Below are 22,281 nucleotides of genomic sequence, written 5' to 3' on the forward strand. Positions count from 1 at the left end.
AGCCCGAGGCCACGAGGTCACCGGCCGCGTCCCGGGTTCCCGAACCCGCTGCGGTCAGACGCGTTCGGCGGTGACGAGGGCCCTGAGGGCGGGGGCCACCTCCTGGCCGAAGCGCATGATGTCGAGGAGCGTGTCGCTCTGGAGGATGTAGCCGCTGAAGCCGTGTTCGAAGGTGAGGGTGGCGAGCTGTTCGACCCATCGGTCGGGCGGGCCGTGCAGGAGGCGGTCGGAGGCGGACGGGCCGAAGGTGCCTCCGATGTTGAGGAGGCGGCGGATCTCGGCGGGGGCGCGACCCGCCTGGTGGGCGGCGCCGTCGATGACGGAGTTGGATTCGGCGAGCTGGTCGAGGCCGCTCATGTAGGACAGGGACGGGAGCCAGCCGTCGGCCTTGGCTCCGGTCAGGCGGAGCATGCGGGGCCGGTAGGCGCCCAGCCAGATCCCGATGTCGTGGGCGGGGGCGGGGCCGCGCTTGGCGCCGTCCACCCGGTGGAACTCGCCCTCCACGCGGAGACGCGCCTTGTTCCCCGTGTCCCAGACTCCGCGGATGACGTCGATGGCCTCGCTCAGCGCCTGGACGGCCTGGCCGGGGGTGAGGCGGCGGCCGCCCATGGCCTCGATGGCCTCCCAGAAGGCGCCCGCGCCGAGGCCGAGTTCGAAACGGCCGCCGCTCAGCAGGTCCAGGCTCGCCGCGGCCCGGGCCAGGACGGCCGGCGGACGCAACGGCAGGTTCACGACGTTCCCGGAGATGTGCACGCGTTCCGTCTGGGCCGCCACGTAGGACATCAGCGTCCAGGCGTCGAGGAGGCCCGGCTGGTACGGGTGGTCCTGGAAGGTCACCAGGTCGAGCCCTGCCGTCTCCACTGCCTTCGCCAGCCGCACGACCTCCTGGGGCGCCGTGTTGGCGGGCGTGAGGAAGGAACCGAAGATCAGATCGTGCCCGTAGTCCGGCATGTTCCGTTCAACCGCACCCGCCGGAGCAAAGATTCCCGAAGTCAGCTGTAGCGCATGATGAGGGCGTCGGTGTCCGTCCTGCCGTCGTCGTGCCCGCCGACCGCCCACAGGGACGTCTTCGTGCCCGGGACGCGCACCATCCGGTTCACGGCCAGGGGGTTCTTACTGCCGGGCATGCCCTTGATGGAGGCCTGAGCCCAACGCCCCTTCTTGAACCGGTAGATCCCGGACTGCCCGGCCGGGTCCGCGGGCCAGGACGACGCCCACAGCCCGCCGGAGCCGTCGGGGACCAGGTCCTTCACCGCGATACGGGGAGCTTTGGCCTTCTTCCAGGCTTTGCCGTTCCAGCGCAGCAGCGCGGACCTGCCGGAGACCATGCCCGCCGACCAGACCCTGCCCGCCGACGACGTCACCCCGTACAGCGCGCCTTCGCCGGAGACGCGGGTCGCCTTCCACTTCTTGCCGTTCCACACCGAGGCGTGCGGGGTCCCGGTCTCGGTGTGGCCGCCCACGGCCCACACCTTCCGGCCCGAGCCGACGGCCGAGAAAGCGGTGAAACCCATCTTGTAGGTGCGCCACTTCCTGCCGTCGTAGTGCCCCGCCCTGCCCTTGAGGGTGAAGTACCAGACGTCCTTGACGCCGCGCACCAAAATGCGTTCGACCGAATCCCCCTCCGGAAGCGGCTTGGTCTCCCACCCGCGGCCGTCCCAGTGCGCCAGGTGCGACCGCGTCATGTCCTCGTTCTGCCCCGCGAGCCACAGGTTGCCGCCGGACGAGGCGCCGAGGTCGCTGACGGACGAGCGCGCGAGGTCCTCGGGCAGCTCCTGCCTGTTCCACCTCGTGCCGTCCCAGCGGAGCAGGACCGTCCCGGCCGCGCCCATCCCGTGCCCCAGCACCGACCAGGCGAGCTTCGGGGAGACCGCGGTGAGCCCGTCGAAGTTGGCGAGCCCGCCGTCGATCTCCAGCGTGACCTTCTCGGCCACCCGCCAGCGCGGCGTGGCCACCGCCTCACTCGCCGGAAGGACCAGGACCCCGGCGGAGATCACGGACACGGCACTCACAACGACCCCGAACCGGCGCACCCGGACGGACAGGGACGTATTCACTGCCATGTTGTCTCCCGGTCACCTCGCCGAAATGCAGAAGGACCCATCCTGCATCACCCGGGATCGCCGCTTCTACCGTTCTGCGACTCCCGTCTGGCTCCCGCCGGGTCATGACCGGCCGTTAGGAATGCGCCTTGGCGACGGTGAACCGCCCCTCCCTTCCGGTTCAGCGGCGTACATGACTCCCTTTGGGAGGAATGAGCTGGAGCCTGGTGTCGGAGGAGTTCTCGACCACCAGGACACGGCTGGTGGTCGGGGACCAGCGGACGGGAACGAGGAAGAGCCGTCCGTCGGACTCCGCCAGCAGGCGCAGGCCGTGGTACCGGTGCCGGAAACTCTGTTTCTTCCCCAGGTCGGTGTAGGTGACTCCGACGGGCGGGCTGTCGATGGCGTCCCGGGTGTAAAGGAGCACGCCCGGATAGGACCGAAGCTCCTTGACCATGTCGGCCGCCCGATTCCCCCCATAAAGAGATGAGGCGAGCGCGCACATCCAGAAAAGACCGGCGATCAGCAGGACGAGAAGCGCACCGCGGATGAGGTCCACGGCCTCGGGAGGCGGTGTCCACAACGGCTTCTCGCGGTCGGCGACCCTGGCCTGCCACAGCCAGAGGCTGTACCTCAGCATCAGCGCGCTCAGCATCAGCGCCAGCGGTACCTCGATGGGGCGGTTCGTCAGGGTCGCCTTGGTGAAGATGCCCACCAGCGCTCCCACCAGCAGCAGCAGGCCCAGGTAGAGCAGCGCCAGGCTGGTCCAGCCGACGGCCGCGTCCCTCCGCGGCTCGGAGACGAGCCACTTCCCCGCCAGATACACCCCGGCCCCGAAGAGCACGGCGAGCGCGAGCACCACGACCGCCGCGAACACCGCGTCCGACCCGTAGAACAGCAGATCGGTCGTCGTCAGGTTGATCAGGTCGAGGTCGGCCCCGAAGTACCGGAACCTGGCCTGGGTCGACAGATATCCGAAGTAGAGGAGCAAGGCCGTGACCAGGGTCGTCGGCGCCACGATGCCGATGATCGGCGCCAGCCGCGCCATGAGCGGCTTGGGCTCGGGCTCCTTCCGTGTCTCCTGCTCCGTCATGACGGAGGCACCTGTCCTCCGGGATCCTGCCCATCGTCCGGATTCGTCTCACCCTCGTCCGGTTCTCCGGTTCGTTCTCCCTCGGAAGACCCGTCCCCGGGGGTCGACGGCTCTTCGGACGGCGGACCCTCGGTCTCCGTCCGGTCGCTCCCCGGTTCGACGGGCTGGGTTCGCTCGGAAGGCGTCGACTCCCCCGGAGGCGCCGTCCCGGTCTCCTGCCCCGGACCCGGGGTTCCTCCCGGCCCGGACTCCGTGCCGGGCCCGGGGGCTCCGGGGAGGGGCCCGGTCGGGGACGTCTCTCCTCCCGGCTCCGCCTCGACGGCGGTGAGCTCCGCCTTCTGCGTGGTGACCTTGAACTCCGAGTCGGACTTGGGGAAGCCGCTCTTCTGGTCGACGGTCAGCGCGAGCGGCTTCTGCGCGGTCGGTTTCAGGTCCTCGCGCAGCAACTGGCACGGGGGGACCTCCCTGGACGGGCACATCACCTCGGTGCTGACGTCGAGCTTCCCTCCGGGCCTGCCGCCCGTGACCAGCTTCACGCCCAGCGAGCAGTTCTCCCCCTGCCGCAGGATGAGGCCCGTCGCGCACGGCTCGATCCGGGCGAGCCGCGAGAGGCCGTTGCGTCCGCCGCCGCCGGGAGCCGCCTCTCCCTGGCAGGTCTTCTCCTCGTAGACGCCCGGCGGCCCCGCCGTCACCTTCTTCACCGTGACCGCCAGATGTTTCCCGATGTTCTTCAACTGCATGCAGGCCTGGTCTCCGTCGAACCCCTTCTCCGACCGGCCCTTGATCGTGTACTCGTTGTCGATCCTCGCCCCGTTGAGCTGCCAGGTCGTCTCCCCCTTGGGCCTTTTGGCGAGCATGAAGAGCACCACGAAGATCGCACTGCCGGCGAAGACCACGGCGACCAGCGTCGCCGGCAGCGCCTTCTTGTTCTTCAGAACGCCCATGTTCACCCCCCTCCGAGACGGCCCGTCAGAGCACCAGGTCCTCGGGCCGGAGGATCTCCCTCGGCAGCGGGGTGGTCTCGAGCCTCTCCAGCGGGTCGGCCTCGATGTACGGACCGAGCCCCAGCCCGGTGAGCCCGGCGATCTTCCACACCGGGACCTGGAACGTCCGGTACGCCCCGTAGGAGAACGCCTCACGCGTCAGCAGGTCCTCGATGAGCGCCGCCTGGCTGAGAAGGTAGCCGGTGACGGACGGCTCCCCGGACGCCTTGACCATCGCGACGAGCTTCCAGAACTGGCGGGGCAGCCGGACGCCGCTGAACTCCTCGTCGTCCTCGGCCAGGACCGGCCCGGTGAACACGCTGACGGCCAGGTCGTGGTTGTCGGCGTTGTTCAGCACGTAGTCCTCCAGGCCGAGCCACAGCGTCCGGCCCGCGTTGAAGTCGTGGTGCTGCGGAGTGGCGTTGGTGAAGTGGAACGTGTCGTCGTTGGCGGCCTTGGCCTGGGACTCGGTCCCCCAGGCCGGGTCGAGGCGGCGCACCAGATGCCCCCGGTCCAGGTCCGGATGCCGGTAGGCCTCCTCGTCCGTCTGCTCGTCCGAGGGCAGCCGGGGATCACTGATCCAGTGGTCGTTCTGCCGGCGCGGCCTTCGGGCGAGCTTCCCGTCGATGTTGCAGGCGGTGAACAGCGCGAGCCGACGCTTCCGGTGCATGACGATGCTGAAGTGGTGGTACTTCAGCTCGGCGGACGCGACCGCCTCCAGCTCACCGGACAGAGCGGGCACGGGCAGCCGGTGCGCGAGGAATCCCGGATCGTATCCCTCCCGGTCCGTGTAGTCCCGCGCGGTCCTCGCCATCTCGGCTCCGACCGGCGCCACGTCTCCGAGCCGGACCGTCACCTCCAGCGGCACCGAGAGCCTCACCTCCCCGTCCATCCGGGAGACCGACTGCCCGTCAGGGGCGGGCGCGAGGGGGGTGCCCACGGACACCTCGGGTGCGGCCACCCCGGTGATCGAGGGCAGTGCCGCCGCCGGTCCCATCGCCGCGGACGTCTTGGACGCCAGCCGCTCGGCGGCCCGCTCGGCGGCGAAGGCCTCGTCGACGAGCGCCCGCTTCTCCGGCGGCAGCGAGGCTTCACGGATGAACCGGCAGATCCGGCTGATCCTTATGCCTTCGTTGACGAACCGCCCGTCGCCGTCTCCGTTCCCGGAGACCGGTACTCCCGCATGGTGCAGCGCGACGATCTCCCACTGGTCGTTGAACACCGGCGATCCGGACGATCCCGGCTCGGTGTCCGCCGTGTAGTGCAGGAAGTCGGCGGGGACGTCCACGATCCGGTTCTCCCGGAGCGCCACCTGCTTCTTCTCCCCGCGCGGGTGCTGCACGATGGTGACGAACTCCCCGATGATCGCCTTGCCCTCGGACTCGATGAGCCGGTTGAACCCGAACCCCGCCAGCTCCCCGGCCGGAGCGTCGACGGCGACCAGCGCGAAGTCCCGGTCGGCGTCGGCGAGGAAGAACCTGTCCGGGGCCAACCCGTAGACCTTGGACGGCAGCGGTTCGCCGTCGATCCCGTCCTGGTAGTCGAACTCGATGACACTGCAGCGCGCCGTCTCGGCGTCGGGCAGCACATGGTGGTTGGTCAGCAGCAGCGCCGGGGAGACCAAAGACCCCGTACCGTAGCCGAGCAGCCTGCCCTGGTCGTCGCGGATGTTCACCCGTCCCACCCCGCGGGCGGCGGCCACCCCGGCGTCGAGGTAGCGGACGCCCACGAAGTCCGCGGTATTGATGATCTTCTCCAGCTGGGCGGCGGCCTTCGGTATCTCCGGCGACAGCAGGTCGCCATCGCCGTAGAAGCGGCTCAGCCTGCCGATGCGTTTGCTGACGCGCTCAGGTGAGTCGGCGGAGGCCACACCGCCCGGTCGCGCCAGCGTCGACTCGTTCTGATGGCGTTCGGCGGCGCGTTCGCGCACCCTTTGGGTCGCCGCCTCGTTCTGCCGCTCCGGCTTCCTGGTCTCCACCATGGCCCAGCCCTCATTTCTCGATCACGAGCGTGTCCTCCGTGCGGGACACGACGGTGATCCCGAAAGGCGCGCCCCGCCCCTCCGGGAAGGTGACGCCCACCCGGTCGGCCCCGCGCCGCTCCCAGCGGCCCTCCACCTCGCGCAGCCGGTCGTCCGGTCCGGGACGGCGTTCGACGAACGTGCCGTCCGGGCGGAACTCCAGGCCCCGGCGCGGACGCCGGGCGGGGCGGAAGGGGTGGTCGAACGGCCGGTAGACGGCCGTCGTCCCGGTGTCCTCCTCGAAGGAGTGCAGCCAGGAGCCGGTGACGTCGGGTGACGAGCCGCTCATCTGCGGCCGGTGACGAGCCCGATCGCGTCGTGTATCTCGGAGAGGACCTCCTTGGCCAGCCGTTCGGTGTCCTGGAGCAGCCGCTTCACGTCGATGTCGCGTGCGGCGCCGTTCGCGCCGGCCGCCGCCATCTCCGGTTCCCCGACGGGCCCCGCCTTGCGGGACGTGACCAGGAAGGAGGCGCGCGCCCCTTCCAGGCAGGCGTTCATCCGTTCGCTCTGGCCCCGCGTGAACATGAACATGGCGCTGTCGTCGACGTAGTCCATGTAGTTCATGAACATGTCCCCGTTCGGCCCGTTGTCGCAGCTGATGTGCGGGAACACCGGTGTCCCCGTGTTCCCGTCGGCCTGGTTCGGGGTGTCGGCGACCCGGTCGCCGTTGCTGCACGCGCCGTCGTCGTCCCCCCAGATGTGGAAGAGGTCGAGCCAGTGGCCGATCTCGTGCGTCGCGGTGCGTCCGCCGTCGAAGGGGTGCGCGGCGGTCCCGGTGGTGCCGAAGGCCGAGTGCAGGACGACCACGCCGTCGGTCTGCGGGGGGCCGCCGGGGAACTGCGCGTATCCCAGCAGGCCACCGCGCAGCTGGCAGACCCAGATGTTGAGGTACTGGTCGCCGGGCCACGGGTCGGCGCCGCCGGTGGCCCCTGCCTTGACCGCGTCGTCGGTGCCGAAGCTCCGCTCGTCCGTCTCGACGCGGATGATCCCGTCGGTCGGCTTGCCGAACGGATCCCGGTCCGCGAGGCGGAACTCCACGCGGGCGTCGGCCACCAGCGACTTCCAGGCTTCCGGAACCTTGGACGTGTCGGGATTGGCGGCCCGGAAATCCCGGTTCAGAACCGCCAATTGGCTGTGGATCTGCTGATCGCTGATGTTCTGTTCGGGAATTTTCGAATGGTGCACCACGTGGACGACGACCGGAAGGGTGACCACTTCCGTGCGCGACGGGATGAGCTGCTCCTTCTCGTACTGGAGCGCCCTGTTCTCGATCCGTGCTCGTTGCGCCCGGTAGGTCATGCTCTCGTTGAGCAGCCGGCGGTGGACGAGCATGGTCCCGCACAGGTCTCGTGTAGGCGCAGGGACATGGCCGGGTTCTGTCATGGAAGATCCTTCCCAAGCCGCCCGAAGACGACCTGCTTCTCCTTACCGACTTCCCGGTCATACCCCTAACATTTGCGGAAAAGCCCCGATATAAATAAACGCCCCACCAATTCCCTAGGGCAGAATTTTCTCACTTTCATGGGTTGACATGACCGATGTCGCCGAAAAGGGACACCGATACCAGACAGATTCCAGAGGCCTTCTCGGCACCTCTACCGTTCTGCGACTCCCGTCTGGCTCACGACCGTGAACGGCGCGCTCGCCCGCACCTCACCGTTGACGATGATCTCCAGAACGCGCGGCCCGGGCGGTTCCCGGCGGGTCGTGACCGGCCGGTACGAGTGCGTCTTGACGACGGTGAGACGCTCGTCGGCTCCGGCGGCCGTGCGGTTGCCCAGATGGAACGTGCGCCGCGAGCCGTCCCGGCGGATCAGGTACTTCAGGACGAGCGGCCCCGGCTCCCGCGCGCCGAGCGTCACCGTGAACCGCAGCAGCCCGCCGACCGGCACGAGCGGATCGGCGATCTCCAGCCGCTCGACCGTGCCGTTGCCGGGCACCGCGCCCACCAGCGAGAGCGCCCCGGCGTCCCCCGCGCGCAGCAGGCCGCGCAGCGCGTGTCGGAGCACGCCCTCCACATGCGAGCCCCCTTCGGCCCGCCAGCGCGAGAGCAGCCCCACCACGAACCCGGGATGGTCCCGCGCCAGGTCGTTCACGTGGTTGGCCACCGAACGCCGCACGTACTCGCTGGGATCGTCGCGGAGCCGGTCGAGGAGGGGGACCGTCGGCCCCGGCTCCATCAGCCAGCCCACCCGGGAGCCCCAGGGCAGACGGGCGCGCGTGCCCTCCGAGGCCAGCCGCCGCAGGTGCTCGTCCGGGGAGCCCGCCCAGCCGTACAGGATTTCCAGCGCCTCCTCCCGGTGGCGGTCCAGGAGGGGGCGGACCGCGAACTCCGCGGTGCTGAACGGCGTGATGGAGGCGAGGGCGTCCATCGCAGGCCCCAGGTGCCCGCGCCCCCGCTCCCCCACGTAGTCCGTGGCGGGCCAGCCGCTCCAGAGGTCGTAACGCACTCTGCCCGCGCTCTCCCGCAGGACGGCCGCGGCCTCGGGGAACGGGAGCGGCAGCCGCCCGTCCAGCGCCTCGGACACCCGCCGCACCCGGGCCTTGAGCTCCAGCCCGTCCAGCCCGGAGACGGCCTCCTTCACGAAGGCCTCGCGCTCGAAGGGCGCCCACACCGCCGCCACCCCGTCGGCCAGCGTGCCCACCGACGCCTCGTTGATCTTTTCCTTCAGGGGTTCCGCCACCCCGGCATCGTCACAGGCGGCACTGACATTTCCCGCCCGTTCCCAGAACGTTCACAGGCTTTCTCACATTCGTGGGGTGACATGACCCCGTCGCCAGAAAGGAGCCGATGCCGAACAGATTCCGGAGGCCTTCCGCCCCCTCTACCGAGACCGTCGCGGCCGCCTCGTCCGCCTTCGGTCAGCCGCCGCTCCGGCTCGGGGAGGCAGACGCCGACGGAGAGGCCGACGCCGACCGGACGGCCGGCAGGTTGTAGACGTTCTCCGGGGTGGCGATCCGGGTGACCGCGTTGGCGAACAGCGTGCCCACGTCGCGGCCCTTGTGGCTGTCGTCGGTGTTGGTCAGCACGACGAGGGTGGCGTGCCTGGCCGGGAGGTGGACCGCGACGGTCTGGTAGCCGGGCAGCGAGCCGTTGTGCCCGAGCCAGCCTCGGACCTCGAACATGCCGAGGCCGTAACGCAGGCCGGGGAAGACCTCGTACGGGTCCTTCATCCGCTCGGCCTGGGTCGCGGGCGTCAGGATCGTGCCCATCGCCAGGGTCTGCGACCAGCTCCGCATGTCCTCCAGGGTGGAGATCATGGCTCCGGCCGCCCAGGCCCAGGAGGGGTTCCAGTCGGTGGCGTTCGTGATCTTCCCGCCCGCGGCCTGCCGGGTGTAGCCCTGGGCGTGCGGCCGGGGGAACTCGGTGCCCTTGGGGAAGAGCGTCTGCCTCAGCCTAGCCGGGACGAGCACCTCCTGACGCACGAACTCGCGCAGGGGCTTGCCGCCGACTTTCTCGACGACCAGGCCGAGCAGGATCGTGTTGGTGTTGCTGTACTGGAACTTCTCGCCCGGCTTGAAGACCGCCGGGTGCTTGAAGGAGTAGCCGAGCAGCTGCCTGGGGGTGAAGGCGCGCTGCGGGTCGGCCAGGACCGCCTTCTGGAACCCCGGGTCGGAGGTGTAGGGGTAGAGCCCGCTCTTCATCCCCGCCAACTGCCGGAGCGTGATGTTGTTCCCGTTCGGCACGCCCGAGATGTGCTTGGAGACGGGATCATCGAGTTGGAGCCTGCCCTGGTCGACCAGCCGCAGGAGCGCGGTGACGGTGAACGTCTTGGTCTCGCTGCCGATCTTCATGAAGAGCTTCGAGGACATCGGCTCCTTGTTCGAGGTGTCCGACACCCCGAACGCGCGCACGTAGCTGCCGCCGTCCATCCACAGGCCGACGATGACCCCGGGAGCCTTGGTCTCCTTGAGCACCTTGCCGACGGCCTGGTCCAGCCGCTCGGAGACCTGGGAGGACAGGACGTCGGAAGCGGGGCTCACGGTGGTGACCCCGAGCCCCGCGCGTTCGGCCTGCGGCGTGTTCTCGCCGCAGGCCGGAACCGACATCAGCACCGCCAGACCGAGCGCCGCCGCCGGAAACCCCCGGTGCCTGAATCCGAGCGCCATCACGAGCCGCCTCTCCCCGATGATCGGAACGGAGTCCCATTCCGATCATGAAACTACCCAGGGGATCGGACTGTCTACCGTGAGTGGCCTCGCTTCTCGTCCGGGTCGTCCCGCTCGTCCGGGTCGTGGGCCTTCGCCGGCAGGTCGTCCTCGTCGAGCGCCCGGGTGTCCCGGAGCTCCATGTACGGCTCCTCCTTCACCGGGTGCCCCGTCGTGATGGCCCGCCCGCGTTCGAGCTCGGCGTTGAGCTCGGCGCCGAACAGGATCGCGACGTTGGAGATCCACAGCCAGACGAGGAAGACGATGATCCCGGCGAGGCTCCCGTACGTCTTGTTGTACGAGGAGAAGTTCGCCACGTAGAAGGCGAATCCGGCCGAGGCGACCAGCCAGAGCAGGATCGCCACGAGCCCGCCCGGAGTGACCCACTTGAAGCCCTGCTTGGCGTTGGGCGAGGCCCAGTAGAGCAGGGCGAACAGGAAACTGATCATCAGGACCAGCACGGGCCACTTGACGATGTTGAACGTCGTGACCGCCTCCGAGCCCAACCCGATGAGGTCTCCGGCCTTCTGGGCCAGCGGGCCGGAGACCACCACGGCGATCGCGGAGATCGAGAGCAGGGTCAGCGTGACCAGCGTGACGGCGACGCGGATCGGCAGCGTCTTCCAGATCGGGCGCCCTTCCGGCACGTCGTAGACGACGTTGGAGGCCCGCATGAACGCCGCGACGTACCCCGACGCCGACCAGAGCGCCAGCGCGAGGCTCAGCAGGGCCACGAAGCCGGCCCCCGTCTGGCTCTGCTGGAGCTCGGTGAGGGCGTTGACCAGGATCTGCTTGGCGGGCCCGGGAGCCAGGTCGCCGAGGTTCTTGATCAGCCCTTCGCTGACCGAGGTCCCGCCCAGCCCGACGAGGGAGACGACCACCAGCATGGCCGGGAAGATCGACAGCACCCCGTAGTAGGTGAGCGCCGCCGCCCTGTCACCGAGGTCGTCCCTCTTGTACTCCCCGAAGGTCCGCTTCACCGCCGCCCACCAGGACGGCGCCGGCAGGTCGGTGGGCGCCTCGGGCTCCTCCGCCTGCTGCTCCCGTTCCGGCGCCTCCGGCCGGTCCTTCCGATGCATCCGCATGATCGCCACCCCGCCTGATCAGCTCCCGGCGGGCATCCGCCGGGCGGCCCGTCGCAGGATGGTCAGGACCAGCAGCGTGCCGAGCGTCGCTCCGGCGCCCTCGGCACGGGGCTTGGCCTCCGGAGCCGCGGCGGCCTGCCGGGCCTTCTCCACCGTCCGGACGGTGACGTCGCTGGTGACGATCGCGTTGACGGTCTGGCCGACCGGACCCCTGGCCCGGTTCGCGGCCTCCCGCACCGCCAGGGCGGCCTTGTCCCACGGGGTCTTGGGCCGGTTGCGGCGGCGTCGCAGCACCCAGACCGCCACGCCCACGGCCGCGACTCCCGCGGCGGCCGCGGCCCCGCCCTTCACCTTGGGCGTGTTCTCGGGATCGGTGACGGTCTGGCGGGCCTGGGCGCCGAGCTCCTCGGCCTTGCCGCGCGCGGTCTGCAGGCGCTCCTGCGCCGTGGCCTTCACCTGGCGGACCTGCTCCTGGGCGCGGCCCTTCACGTCGGTCTTGGCGACCAGCGCGTCGACGGTGTCACCGAGGTCCTTGCGGGTCTGCTCGATGCCCTCGCGCAGTTGCGTCACGTTCTCGGCGCCCTCCGGGCCGGTGTGCTGGGTGCCGAGCGCCGTCGCGCCGGACCGGGTGGTGTTCCCCGCCGCGACGGGCCGGCTTCCGTTCTCTCCGGGAGTGCTGGTCATCGGTGTGCTCTCTCCTTGATTTCGTTGATGTCCTCGCGGGTGCTGGCGACGGCCTTGTCCGGAACCGGCGGAACGGCCCGGGTGACCTTCTTGCGCCCGCGCATGCCGACCACGGCCGCCACGGCCAGCAGCACCACCGCGACGATGAGCGCCGCCGCCCAGAGCGGCATCGCCAGGTCCAGTGCCGCGACCACCGCGACGAGCAGCGCCGCGACCCCGTAACCGGCGATGACGCCGGCGCCGCCGAGCATCCCCGCTCCGACTCCGGCGCGCTTTCCCTTGTCCTTCATCTCCGTGGTGGCCAGGCGGATCTCCGCCCGCACCAGGTCCGACACCTGGTCGGTGGCCCGCTGGATCAGTTCACCGACCCCGGCCTCGTCCTGGCGCTGGTCCTCGGGCCAGGCCCAGGCTCCGGCGGCCCGCCGCTGGGTTCCCTCGGTCATGTGTTCTCGCCTCCCCCTGACGATCGGCGGCCGGCTGAACGAAAGCGGCCGCACATCAGCCGTTCCCGTTCAGGGCCCGACAAACCGGGGGTGTCAAAATTCGCCCTATGTTTCGCATTACAGGACTTAGGGGTTTAAATCACTCCGGGTAAGGTCACGCCCCGGTCACGGGGGTCGTCCGCGGCCGTGCCGGACAACCTCAGACGATCTCCCGATAAAGTCCGAATAGGGAAACCTCGTTTCCTTTAGTCGGACGTATCAGGAGATCTTGTGACGAACGCCGTGGGGCCTCGCGCCGTCTTCGGGGTCATCGTGCCCAGCACCAACACCGTCGTCGAACACGACTACTGGACGGCCGGGATCGACGGAGTCGCCTACCGCGCCGGATCGATGCACATCCCCAACCCCGTCATGGGCGACGACGAGGACTTCAAGGGGCTGCTCGGGCAGATCCGGGCGTCCATCGACACCGCCGTGCGGGACGTCCTGACCGCCGAGCCCGACCGCATGGTGATGGGAATGTCCGCCGAGACGTTCTGGGGCGGAACCGAGGGGAACGCCGCCTTCGAACGGCGGCTCCGCGAACGCACCGGCCTCCCCGTCACGACGGGCGCGAGCGCCTGCCGGGCCGCTCTCCGGGAGCTGGGATGCCGCCGGATCTCGGTGTTCTCCCCCTACCAGCCGATCGCGGACAAGGAGGTCGGCCGGTTCTTCACCGAGGCCGGTTTCGACGTCGCCGCCATCACCGGGCTGCGCTGCCCCACCGCGATGGACATCGCCCGCGTCCCCGACGAGCGCCTGCGCGAGGTCGTCGCCGAACTGGACGGACCCGACGTCGAGGCGATCGTCCAGGTCGGGACCAACCTGTCGTTCGTCGCGCTCTCGGAGCGGCTGGAGGCCGAACTCGGCAAGCCCGTCGTCGCCATCAACGCCGCGACGCTGTGGCACGCGCTGCGCGAGCACGGCATCGACGACCGCGTCGAAGGCCACGGAAGCCTGCTCCGCGAGCACTGATCCCTAACCGATGACACCCGCGTCCGGGCTGAGCGCGCCGGAGAACAGCAGGCCGAGGATGAGCAGGCCGAGCGCCACCCGGTAGACCACGAACGGCGTGAACGTGTGGGTGGAGATGTACTTGAGGAACCAGGCGATGGCCGCGTAGCCCACCGCGAAGGCGATGACCGTGGCCAGCAGCGTCGGCCCCCAGGAGGGCGCCGGTCCCTCACCGATCTCGAACAGCTCCAGCACGCCGGACGCCAGCACCGCCGGGATCGCCAGCAGGAACGAGAACCGCGCCGCGGCCTCCCTCTCGTACCCGAGCAGGAGGCCGGCGCTGATCGTCCCGCCGGAGCGGGAGACGCCCGGGACGAGCGCCAGCGACTGCGCGAAGCCGTAGCCGAGCGCGTGCGGGAACGTCAGCTCGGTGATCTTCCTGGCCCGGCGCCCGGCCAGTGACCGGTCCGCCACCGCGAGGACGAGACCGAAGACGATCAGCGTGGTCGCGATGATCCGCAGGTCCCGCAGCGAGGTCTCGATGGTGTGCTGGAAGGCCACGCCGAGGACGCAGATCGGCAGCGACCCGACGATGACGAACCACCCCATGCGGGCGTTCGGGTCGCTCCGCCGCTCCTTCACGAACAGCGACGCCGTCCAGGCCCTGACGATCGCCGCGATGTCCCTGCGGAAGTAGATGAGCACCGCCGACTCGGTCCCCAGCTGGGTGACGGCCGTGAACGCCGCGCCCGGATCGTCCCAGCCCGCCAGCGCGGAGAAGACCCGCAGGTGGGCGCTGGAGGAGATCGGCAGGAACTCGGTGAGCCCCTGCAGCAACCCGAGGACGACGGCTTCGAACCAGGACATGAACGACGTGCTCCCCCACCAGGACCGACCCTCGCCCCGGACGTTGGAACCGGACGAGATAGCCCGTAACCGTACGACTCGATAGGCGACCAAACGGTGTACGGCGCTTTATCAAGACATGTACGTCCGGCGACGGTGCCGGGGGGAAGGTGCTGGGCATTAGTGTGTTCCACACAGTACAGTGCTGCTCGTGTCCTCCGAAGAACTGATCAGCAGCCAGGCCCAGGAGCTGCGTCGCGGCACCGTCGTGCTGGCCTGCCTGTCGCTGCTCAAGGAGCCGCAGTACGGCTACGCGCTGCTGGAGACGCTCAACGACGCGGGAGTCGCCGTCGACGGCAACACCCTCTATCCGCTGCTGCGCAGGCTGGAGAAGCAGGGGCTGCTCACCAGCGAGTGGAACACCGACGAGTCCCGGCCGCGGAAGTTCTACCGGGTCAGCCCCGAGGGCTCCCTGGTGCGTGCCGGGCTCGTCCGCGAATGGCGGGACCTCGTCGCCTCGATCTCACGACTGACGAAGGAGAAGCATTGAACGCGAACACGCTGACCGAACGCTACGTACACGAGGTCGTCCGGCGAATCCCCACCGACCAGCGCGACGACGTCGCCGACGAACTGCGCGCCACGATCGCCGACACCGTCGAAGCACGCAGGGCGGAGGACCCCGCCTCCGCCGAGCGCGAGGTCCTCATCGAGATGGGCGACCCGATCCGGCTCGCCGCCCGCTACGCGGACCGGCCGCTCTCCCTGATCGGGCCCGAGTTCTACCCGGCGTACATCCGGCTGCTGAAGGTCCTGTTGTCCGCCGTGCTGCCGGTGGTCGCCGCCGCGTCCGTGGTGATCGACGTCCTCGACGGCGGCGACATCGCCTCGGCGCTCGCCGGCGGCATCGGCGCGGTGCTCACCGTCGGCGCCCAGATGTTCGCCTGGCTCACCTTGGTGTTCGTCGTGGTGGAGAGGTCGCGCACCCTCGAACGCTCGGTCTACGGCCCCGGCGCCTGGACCCCCGACGACCTGTCCGACCTGCCGGAGACCGGCAGGCAGGACGCGGCCGCCTACGCCTCGGCGGCCTGGAACAGCCTGCTGCTCGCACTGATCGTCTGGCAGCACGTCTTCAAGCCCTACCAGGCCGACGGCGACGGGATCCCGGTGCTCGACCCCGCCCTGTGGTCGGGCTGGATCTGGCCGATCCTCGCGGGCCTCGCCGGCGTCGTGACCTTCGAGCTGGTCCGGGCCGCCGTGCACCGGTGGACCGTCCCGCTGGCCGTCGGCTACGCCGTCGCCGAGGCGCTGTTCGCGCTCCCGCTCGCCTGGGTCCTCTACCAGCGCATGTTCTTCAACCCGGACTTCCTCACGACCGTCAACGGCGGCTGGACCGTCCCGGACTCGCTCTACACCATCGCGATCCTGGGCGTGCTCGCCGTGAGCGCGATCGACGCGGTCAAGCGTTTCCGGGAAGCCCTCAGCTGAGCTTCACCCCGTCCCCTCCCGGAGACCGCCCTGCCCCCGCTTCGCGGGACTCCATGTCGAGATGGCGGGCGAGCTCGGCCGAGGCTTTCAGCATCGAGAGACTCCGCCGGGCGAGCCCGGAACGCCAGTCTTCGAGGGTCGACTCCAGCGCTTCGACGCTTCCGGCATTGCGCACCTGCTCGATCGCCGAAGCTATCCGCTCCAGCGGATAGCCGCCGCGCCGAAGCTGATGAGCGAGATGCGCGTCCCTCACCGCGGCGGCCGTGTAGGTGCGGTAATCGGTGGCCGGATCCCTTTCCGGGTGGACTATCCCGGCCTTCTCCCACTTCCGGAGCGTCGCGGGCCGGAGCCCCAACCGCCGGGCGACGGATCCGATGTGAACGTCACCCCTCATCAGGTCGGGAGCCTCCTGCGAGGTGAGGTCGCCCAGCGCGCGCGTGACGGCGTCGAGGGTCTGCCGGTCGCGGAGAAGCGCGGCGTGGCTCTGATCGATCAGCCGGAAGACCATTTCCAGGTCTCCCCGATTCGCGGCCCGCATGATGTCGGCCGCCGTCTGGTGCCCGTGTCCGGGAACGAGCGCGAGGAACGTCCTGAGCGCCTGCGCGTGCACCTGTCCGTACAGCCGGTATCCGTGAGGGCTCCGCTCCGCCGTCGGCAGGATCCCGGCGTCCTCGTAGTTCCGGACGGCCTGCGTGGAAAGCCCGTGCTCCCGGGCCAGGTCAACGGGTCGGAGTCTCGAGTCGCTCATCAGAAGTCTCAAGGGGAGGTTCAACGGTCCGGTCGAAGGTACGGGAAACCGCACCGCAAGGCCAGACCGTGCCCTCCCGGTCCTCACTCCGGCGGGCCCGGACGGAAGGGCAGGGACTGGAAGCGGCGGACGAAGTGGCCGGAGGCGAAGACTCCGCGGTCGGTGTCGACCTCGAAGCGCGGGTAGCGCGAGAGGAGCTCCTCCAGGACGACCCTGGCCTGGAGACGGGCCGCCGCCGCGCCCAGGCAGTGATGGGCGCCGTGACCCAGGGCCAGCATCCGGCGGGATCCGCGGGTGATGTCGAGGGCTTCGGCGTCCGGGCCGAACTCGCGGGGGTCGCGGTTGGCCGAACCGTAAAGGAGGAGCACCTTACGTCCGGCCGGGAGCACCTTGCCGTGCAGCTCCACGTCGCGGGTGGCGGTTCGGGCCAGGCCCTGGACGGGGCTCGTCAACCTCAGCAGCTCGTCGATGGCGTCGGGGATGAGGGAGGGGTCCCTCGCCAGGGCGTCCCTCTGGTCGGGATGCGCCGACAGCAGACCGCAGCCGACGCTCAGCAGGCCGGTCGTGGTGTCGTTGCCTCCGGCGACCATGGTGAACGCGAAACCGAGGATGCGCAGCAGGCCCAGCGGGTCCTCGTCGCCGAAGACGGCGTTCAGCGCGGAGATCGTGTCGTCTCCGGGCTCGGCCCGCCTGCGTTCGACGAGGTCGCTGAAGTAGGCGAACAGCTCCGCGACCGCGTCCCCCGCGGCCAGGACGTCTCCGCCGCCGTTGGCGGCGACCGTCAGCTCCGTCCACCGGTCGAACCTGGACCTGTCGGCCTCCGGCACCCCCAGATAGTGCGCGACGACGAAGCTGGGAAGAGGCTTGAACAGCTCGGCGACGATGTCCGCCTCGTCCCGTCCGGCCAGCCCGTCCAGGCGCTCTCGCACGAACGCCCGCACCTGCGGCTCGATCGAGGTCACCCGCCGGGGCGTGAAGCCCTGGCTGATCAGCCTGCGGAACTCGGTGTGCTCGGGCGGATCCAGCATCACCATCGGCGCCGCTTCCTGCAGGCCGATCCGCTCCCGCTCGCCGTAGGAGAAGGTCAGCCCCTCGGCGGAGGAGAACGTCGCGGTGTCCCGCGCCGCCCGCCACACGTCCGCGAACCGCGACAGGACCCAGTAGTCCCCTCGCTCGACGTGATGCAGCGGATCGTGGTCGCGCAGGGCCGCGTACATCCCGAACGGATCCCGCCACGACTCGCCCGACAGCTGCTCATAACCCTGGAAGACCTCAGCATTCATGCCGCCAATCTGAAACACATCCGCCCGCGGATCAACAGGCTGACGCCACGAGTTTTCGGATATCCGAGGGACGGGCGGTTTCACCGGGTCGGCGCCCGGACTCCGGGGAAGGGGGATGGTAGGTCCGGAGAAAGGAGAGGACATGGCAGAGAAGGTCAAGGAGACGCCGTCTCCTTCAGGAATGAAGAAGCTCGCCGCGCGCATGCCGCTCACCCTGTACCGGGCGGGACTCGGATGGGTGCTCGGCGGCCGGTTCCTGCGGCTCACCCACCTCGGGCGCGAGAGCGGACGGCCCCGGCAGGTGGTCCTGGAGGTCGCGGGAAGGGACGGCGACGTCGTCCGGGTCGCCTCCGGTTTCGGACGCGGCTCCCAGTGGTTCCGCAACATCCTGCGCAACCCCGAGGTGACCGTCCAGATCGGACGCCGCCTGTACTCGGCGACCGCCCGCCCGCTGGACCCCTCCCGCTCCGGTCGCGCCATGGTCGAGTACGCCGCCCGCCACCCGCGCCTGGCCCGCCGCCTCATGCGCGTCTGCGGCATCCGGGTCGACGGCACCCCGCCCGACTACGAGCAGGTCGGCCGCGAACTGATCCCCTTCGTGGAGCTCACTCCGCGCTGAAGCCCCGGAGGGGGCTTCAGGGAAGGTCGCCGTCACCACCCAGGTTGTCCACCATGCGCCTCAGCACGTTCACCGCCGCGGCGTAGTCGGCCGCTTCGATGCCCTCATGCGTGCGCTCGTGGACCCGCAGGTTGCGCTCCTTGGCCCGCAGCCGACCGGCCTCGCCCTCCTCGGTCAGTGTCAGCGACCCGCCGTCCTCCCGCATCCACCCCCGGGACACCAGGTCGTCGTAGACGCCGTCGAAGTCGATGCCGAGATCGTCGTAGACCTCCAGCTTGCGCGACAGCGCGGGACGAGTCCACGTCCCCGGCGCTCCCGCCACGTGGTTGAGCGTCCACCAGTGCGGCTGGGTGAGCCCTTCCACGGCCAACTGCTCCCGCAGCGCGCCGACCACCCTGCGGTAGGTCTCCCCGCTCCAGTAACCGATGGGCTGAGCGGCCAGCTCCCGAACCGGGTACTCCTTGAACACCATGACGGCCTCACTTTCCGGGCTTCCCGAACGGAACGGTCATCACGGTAGAACTTCAACCTTCCTTCAAGTCAACTCTCCTTCAGGCCGGGTCCGCCTTCGCGCCCGGGCCGGGCAACACGTCGACGTCGGTGGCGTGCATCGGTCGCCCGCACTCCGAGCAGTGCGGTTCGGCATGGGCGATCCGACCGCAGGCACGGTGCCGGTAGAGCACCGGAGGGCCCGCCTCGCCGGCCGTCCAGCGGTCGCCCCAGCGCACCATCGCCAGGAGCAGGTCGCAGAGCTCCTCCCCCTTCGCCGTGAGCACGTACTCGTGGCGCGGGGGCCGGCTCGAGTACTCCCGGCGCTCCAGTACGCCGTTGCCGACCAGCCACTTCAGCCGTTCGGTGAGCACCTTGCTGGAGATCCCCAGGTCGCGCTGAAGCTGGTCGAAGCGGCCCATGCCGACATAGACGTCGCGCAGGATCAGCGGCGACCACGGCTCTCCGATGACGTCGAGCGTGCGGGCGACCGAACAGGCCATGTCTCCGAACCGGGTTCGCTGCATGGGCGCAGTCTAAAGCCAGTCACTTCCCTGAAGGAAGTCACTGGAGTAGGGTCGGACCCAGTCCCTTTCTTCAAGGAAGTCACTGGAGGAACAGCCGTGAAGCACCCTCAGGTCGTCTCGGAACGGCAATGGCAGGCCGCGCGGGAGGCGCTGCTGGCCAAGGAGAAGGAACTCACCCGGGCGATGGACGCCCTGGCCGCCGAACGGCGCCGCCTGCCGATGGTCCGCGTCGACGAGGACTACCGGTTCCACGGCCCCGAAGGCCCGGCGAGCCTGCTCGACCTGTTCGACGGCCGCAGCCAGCTCATCACGTACTGCTTCATGTGGCACGGCTCCGACGACTTCTGCTCGGGCTGCTCGATGTTCGTCGACAACATCGGGCATCCGGCCCACCTGCACGCCCGGGACGTCTCGCTGGCCCTGGTGTCCCGCGGCCCGCTGGACGAGATCACGCGGTTCAAGCAGCGCATGGGCTGGACGGTCCCGTGGTTCTCCTCGCTGGGAACCGGTTTCAACGACGACGTCGGAGCCGGCGACGGATTCGCGCTCAACGTCTTCCTGCGCGACGGCGACGACGTCTACCGCACCTACTCCACCACGGGACGAGGAGTCGAACGCCTCGGAAGCAACTGGACCTTCCTGGACCTGACGCCGTTCGGCAGGCAGGAGATCTGGGAGGAATCCCCCGAAGGCCGACCGCAGACCCCGCCCTACGGCTGGTGGCGCCTCCACGACGAATACGGCGACGATCCGCGCTGACCCCCGAACCGAGAAGATCCGCACCGACCGAGGAGAAGCCGGCCATGACCCGCACCGATCCCATCGCCGAACTGCTGTTCGGCGAAAGCGACGCCACCCCGATGAGCACGGAACCGGCGACGGTGAAACCGTGGGAGCAGGCCCGCGCCTGCCTGCGATCGGCTCCGAAGGGCTGGCTGTCGACCGTACGCCCCGACGGCCGTCCCCACGCGATGCCCTTGATGCCGGTCTGGGCGGACGAGGCGCCGTGGTTCGCCACCCGCCCGGCCTCCCGCAAGGCCGCGAATCTGGCCCGCAACCCCCGCTGCGTCATCACCGTCGCCGACCCCGCCCTCGACCTGGTGATCGAAGGCACCGCCGCCCGGGAGGAGGACGAAGCCCTGCTGCACCGGGTAGCGGCGGCCTTCAAGGCCAAGTACGAGTGGGAGTTCACGGTACGAGGCAGCCGTGTCCAGGACGACGACCTTCCCGGCTCGCCCGAATACGCCTTCTACCGGATCACTCCGGTACGCGCCTACGGCTACGGCGCAGACGGCCTGACCGCCACACGTTGGCGCTTCGGATGACTCCCTCATCCCCGGCCGAGGGGGCGGTCAGCCGTCGGAGACGGTGAGGGCGAGGTTGGGGCAGGCGAGAACGGCGCGGGTGGCGAGGAGCAGCTGGGAGGAAGCGGGCTCGGGATCCAAGATGATCACCTTGTATTCGGGGCCGTCGTCCTGGTCGAACAGGTCGGGGGCGACGAAGACGCACTGGCCGGTGCCGCGGCACCGGTCCGGATCCGCGTGCAGTCTCACCATGTGACGGGCAGAGAACCGATGCCGTAGACGAACTGGTCGTACCGGAACGGCACGTCCTCGAGAGGGATCGTCAGGCGCAATTCGGGGAAACGCGCCGTGAGGCGGTCGAAGGCGATGTTCATCTCCAGCCGCGCCAGTGCGGCCCCCAGGCACTGGTGCATCCCGAACCCGAACGCCAGGTGCTGGCCCTGCTCCCGGCCGAGGCCGAAGGAGTCCGGGTCGGGGAAGTGCGCGCCGTCCCGGTTGGCCGAGGCGATCGAGGCGATGAGGCCCTCGCCGGCGCCCATCGTCACCCCGCCGACGGTGAGCGGCTCCAGCAGCGTCCGCGCCAGCCCGAACTGCACGATCGTCAGGTAACGCAGCAGCTCCTCGCTCGCGGAGCCGATGAGGGAGGGGTCGGCGTGCAGCTCCGCCCACCTGCCGGGCTCCTGCAGCAGCGTCAGCGTCCCGAGCGCGATCATGTTGGCCGTCGTCTCGTGCCCGGCGACCAGCAGCAGCAGCGCCATGTCGACCAGTTCGCGTTCCGTCAGCCGCTCCTCGGGGATCGCGGCCGCGACCCTCCCGAGCAGATCGTCGCTCGGCGTCCGCACCTTCTCCGCGACCAGGGCGGCCAGGTACCCGCCGAGCTCCCCCATCGCCTTGCCCACCTCTTCGGGCGGCGCGGCCAGGTCCAGCACCGCCGCACTGCGATCCTGGAAGAACTCGTGGTCCTCGTAGGGCACGCCCAGGAGCTGGCAGATCACCTGGGAGGGCAGAGGCAGCGCGAAGTCCTTGACGAGGTCGGCCGCCGGCCCCGCCTCGACCATCGCGTCCAGGAGGTCGTCCACCGCCTGCTCGACCCCCGGCCGCATCGCGTTGACGCGCCGCATCGTGAACTCCGCCGTCAGAAGCCGGCGCAACCGCCCGTGGTCGGGATCGTCCATCCGCAGGAACGAGAACATCCCCTCACCCGGAGGCAGATCGATGAGCATGGGGAACTGAGGCTGCGAGTCCTTCGCGCTCACCCGGGGATCGCTCAGCACCGCCCGCACATCGGCATGCTTCGTCACCAGCCAGGCGACCTGCCCGTTCGGCAGCCGCACCCGCACGGGCGGCCCCTCGCGGAGCTGCGCGAAGCCCTCCGGAGGATGGAACCCGTTCGTTCGCTTCCACGGCATCTTGGGAACTTCCAGCTGTTCCATGCCACCCGCTTTCTGTCCTTTGATTCAGGACAGTAAAGCCGGGGGAAAACGA

At 69.7% G+C, this 22,281-nt stretch carries 25 protein-coding genes; 6 read left to right on the forward strand and 19 right to left on the reverse strand.

Annotation, left to right across the window (positions count from 1 at the left end):
- Window positions 1-54: 54 nt before the first annotated feature.
- The 12 genes from ABD327_RS10445 to ABD327_RS10500 form a co-directional block, all read right to left on the reverse strand.
- A complete protein-coding gene (locus ABD327_RS10445) occupies window positions 55-951 on the reverse strand; it encodes an LLM class flavin-dependent oxidoreductase (RefSeq protein WP_344450064.1) in 897 nt (298 codons plus the stop codon).
- Between the two features lie 41 nt (window positions 952-992).
- Window positions 993-2,063, reverse strand: a complete 1,071-nt coding sequence (locus ABD327_RS10450) for a ligand-binding sensor domain-containing protein (protein WP_344450065.1) — start codon at window positions 2,061-2,063, stop codon at window positions 993-995.
- Between the two features lie 160 nt (window positions 2,064-2,223).
- A complete protein-coding gene (locus ABD327_RS10455; protein ID WP_344450066.1) occupies window positions 2,224-3,135 on the reverse strand; it encodes a hypothetical protein in 912 nt (303 codons plus the stop codon).
- Entirely contained in the window at window positions 3,132-4,079 is a 948-nt protein-coding gene (locus ABD327_RS10460; RefSeq protein ID WP_344450067.1) for a hypothetical protein, read from the reverse strand. The genes ABD327_RS10455 and ABD327_RS10460 overlap by 4 nt, the downstream gene beginning before the upstream one ends.
- Before the next feature lie 25 nt (window positions 4,080-4,104).
- On the reverse strand, window positions 4,105-6,099 hold the full coding sequence (locus tag ABD327_RS10465; protein WP_344450068.1) for a DNA/RNA non-specific endonuclease: 1,995 nt from the start codon (window positions 6,097-6,099) through the stop codon (window positions 4,105-4,107).
- Window positions 6,100-6,109: 10 nt separating this feature from the next.
- On the reverse strand, window positions 6,110-6,427 hold the full coding sequence (locus ABD327_RS10470) for a hypothetical protein (protein WP_344450069.1): 318 nt from the start codon (window positions 6,425-6,427) through the stop codon (window positions 6,110-6,112).
- Entirely contained in the window at window positions 6,424-7,521 is a 1,098-nt protein-coding gene (locus ABD327_RS10475) for a zinc metalloprotease (protein ID WP_344450070.1), read from the reverse strand. The genes ABD327_RS10470 and ABD327_RS10475 overlap by 4 nt, the downstream gene beginning before the upstream one ends.
- 212 nt (window positions 7,522-7,733) lie before the next feature.
- The gene (locus ABD327_RS10480; RefSeq protein WP_344450071.1) at window positions 7,734-8,822 is read right to left on the reverse strand and encodes a DNA alkylation repair protein; all 1,089 of its coding nucleotides are present in this window, start codon (window positions 8,820-8,822) and stop codon (window positions 7,734-7,736) included.
- 178 nt (window positions 8,823-9,000) lie between these two features.
- Window positions 9,001-10,248: a serine hydrolase domain-containing protein gene (locus ABD327_RS10485; protein WP_344450072.1), complete on the reverse strand. Its 1,248-nt coding sequence runs from the start codon at window positions 10,246-10,248 to the stop codon at window positions 9,001-9,003.
- Window positions 10,249-10,322: 74 nt separating this feature from the next.
- Window positions 10,323-11,366, reverse strand: a complete 1,044-nt coding sequence (locus ABD327_RS10490; RefSeq protein ID WP_425547086.1) for a YihY/virulence factor BrkB family protein — start codon at window positions 11,364-11,366, stop codon at window positions 10,323-10,325.
- Window positions 11,367-11,390: 24 nt separating this feature from the next.
- Complete coding sequence (locus ABD327_RS10495; protein ID WP_344450074.1) at window positions 11,391-12,056, reverse strand: DUF3618 domain-containing protein; 666 nt, start codon at window positions 12,054-12,056, stop codon at window positions 11,391-11,393.
- A complete protein-coding gene (locus ABD327_RS10500; protein WP_344450075.1) occupies window positions 12,053-12,499 on the reverse strand; it encodes a phage holin family protein in 447 nt (148 codons plus the stop codon). Before ABD327_RS10500 ends, ABD327_RS10495 begins: the two co-directional genes overlap by 4 nt.
- A 270-nt stretch (window positions 12,500-12,769) precedes the next feature.
- Between ABD327_RS10500 and ABD327_RS10505 the strand changes: the two genes are divergently transcribed.
- Window positions 12,770-13,513 carry a maleate cis-trans isomerase family protein gene (locus ABD327_RS10505; RefSeq protein ID WP_344450076.1) on the forward strand — a complete coding sequence of 248 codons (744 nt, stop codon included), beginning with the start codon at window positions 12,770-12,772 and terminating at the stop codon, window positions 13,511-13,513.
- Window positions 13,514-13,516: 3 nt separating this feature from the next.
- On the opposite strand, the gene ABD327_RS10510 is transcribed toward ABD327_RS10505, so the two are convergent.
- Window positions 13,517-14,359 carry an undecaprenyl-diphosphate phosphatase gene (locus ABD327_RS10510; RefSeq protein ID WP_344450077.1) on the reverse strand — a complete coding sequence of 281 codons (843 nt, stop codon included), beginning with the start codon at window positions 14,357-14,359 and terminating at the stop codon, window positions 13,517-13,519.
- A gap of 190 nt (window positions 14,360-14,549) precedes the next feature.
- Here ABD327_RS10510 and ABD327_RS10515 point away from each other — a divergent pair, with 190 nt between their 5' ends.
- Window positions 14,550-14,888, forward strand: coding sequence for a PadR family transcriptional regulator (locus tag ABD327_RS10515; protein ID WP_344450078.1), 339 nt, complete (start codon window positions 14,550-14,552; stop codon window positions 14,886-14,888).
- A complete protein-coding gene (locus tag ABD327_RS10520; protein WP_344450079.1) occupies window positions 14,885-15,826 on the forward strand; it encodes a permease prefix domain 1-containing protein in 942 nt (313 codons plus the stop codon). The genes ABD327_RS10515 and ABD327_RS10520 overlap by 4 nt, the downstream gene beginning before the upstream one ends.
- Here ABD327_RS10520 and ABD327_RS10525 read toward each other — a convergent pair.
- Entirely contained in the window at window positions 15,819-16,574 is a 756-nt protein-coding gene (locus ABD327_RS10525; protein ID WP_344450080.1) for a TioE family transcriptional regulator, read from the reverse strand. The two genes, ABD327_RS10520 and ABD327_RS10525, sit on opposite strands and share 8 nt — an antisense overlap.
- Window positions 16,575-16,657: 83 nt before the next feature.
- A complete protein-coding gene (locus ABD327_RS10530; protein ID WP_344450081.1) occupies window positions 16,658-17,857 on the reverse strand; it encodes a cytochrome P450 in 1,200 nt (399 codons plus the stop codon).
- A 142-nt stretch (window positions 17,858-17,999) separates the two neighbouring features.
- Between ABD327_RS10530 and ABD327_RS10535 the strand changes: the two genes are divergently transcribed.
- On the forward strand, window positions 18,000-18,476 hold the full coding sequence (locus ABD327_RS10535) for a nitroreductase family deazaflavin-dependent oxidoreductase (RefSeq protein WP_344450082.1): 477 nt from the start codon (window positions 18,000-18,002) through the stop codon (window positions 18,474-18,476).
- Window positions 18,477-18,492: 16 nt separating this feature from the next.
- Here ABD327_RS10535 and ABD327_RS10540 read toward each other — a convergent pair whose 3' ends face one another.
- Window positions 18,493-18,948 (reverse strand): MarR family winged helix-turn-helix transcriptional regulator, encoded by a 456-nt coding sequence (locus tag ABD327_RS10540; protein ID WP_344450083.1) that lies wholly within the window; start codon window positions 18,946-18,948, stop codon window positions 18,493-18,495.
- 79 nt (window positions 18,949-19,027) lie between these two features.
- Complete coding sequence (locus ABD327_RS10545) at window positions 19,028-19,492, reverse strand: winged helix-turn-helix transcriptional regulator (RefSeq protein ID WP_344450084.1); 465 nt, start codon at window positions 19,490-19,492, stop codon at window positions 19,028-19,030.
- A 96-nt stretch (window positions 19,493-19,588) separates the two neighbouring features.
- Here ABD327_RS10545 and ABD327_RS10550 point away from each other — a divergent pair, with 96 nt between their 5' ends.
- Complete coding sequence (locus tag ABD327_RS10550) at window positions 19,589-20,251, forward strand: DUF899 domain-containing protein (RefSeq protein ID WP_344450085.1); 663 nt, start codon at window positions 19,589-19,591, stop codon at window positions 20,249-20,251.
- A 44-nt stretch (window positions 20,252-20,295) separates the two neighbouring features.
- The gene (locus ABD327_RS10555) at window positions 20,296-20,817 is read left to right on the forward strand and encodes a pyridoxamine 5'-phosphate oxidase family protein (protein ID WP_344450086.1); all 522 of its coding nucleotides are present in this window, start codon (window positions 20,296-20,298) and stop codon (window positions 20,815-20,817) included.
- 27 nt (window positions 20,818-20,844) lie between these two features.
- Here ABD327_RS10555 and ABD327_RS10560 read toward each other — a convergent pair whose 3' ends face one another.
- A complete protein-coding gene (locus ABD327_RS10560) occupies window positions 20,845-21,048 on the reverse strand; it encodes a ferredoxin (protein ID WP_344450087.1) in 204 nt (67 codons plus the stop codon).
- Entirely contained in the window at window positions 21,042-22,229 is a 1,188-nt protein-coding gene (locus ABD327_RS10565; protein ID WP_344450088.1) for a cytochrome P450, read from the reverse strand. Before ABD327_RS10565 ends, ABD327_RS10560 begins: the two co-directional genes overlap by 7 nt.
- Window positions 22,230-22,281: the final 52 nt, after the last annotated feature.

Source organism: Actinocorallia aurantiaca (genome assembly GCF_039533685.1).
Lineage (GTDB): Bacteria > Actinomycetota > Actinomycetes > Streptosporangiales > Streptosporangiaceae > Actinocorallia > Actinocorallia aurantiaca.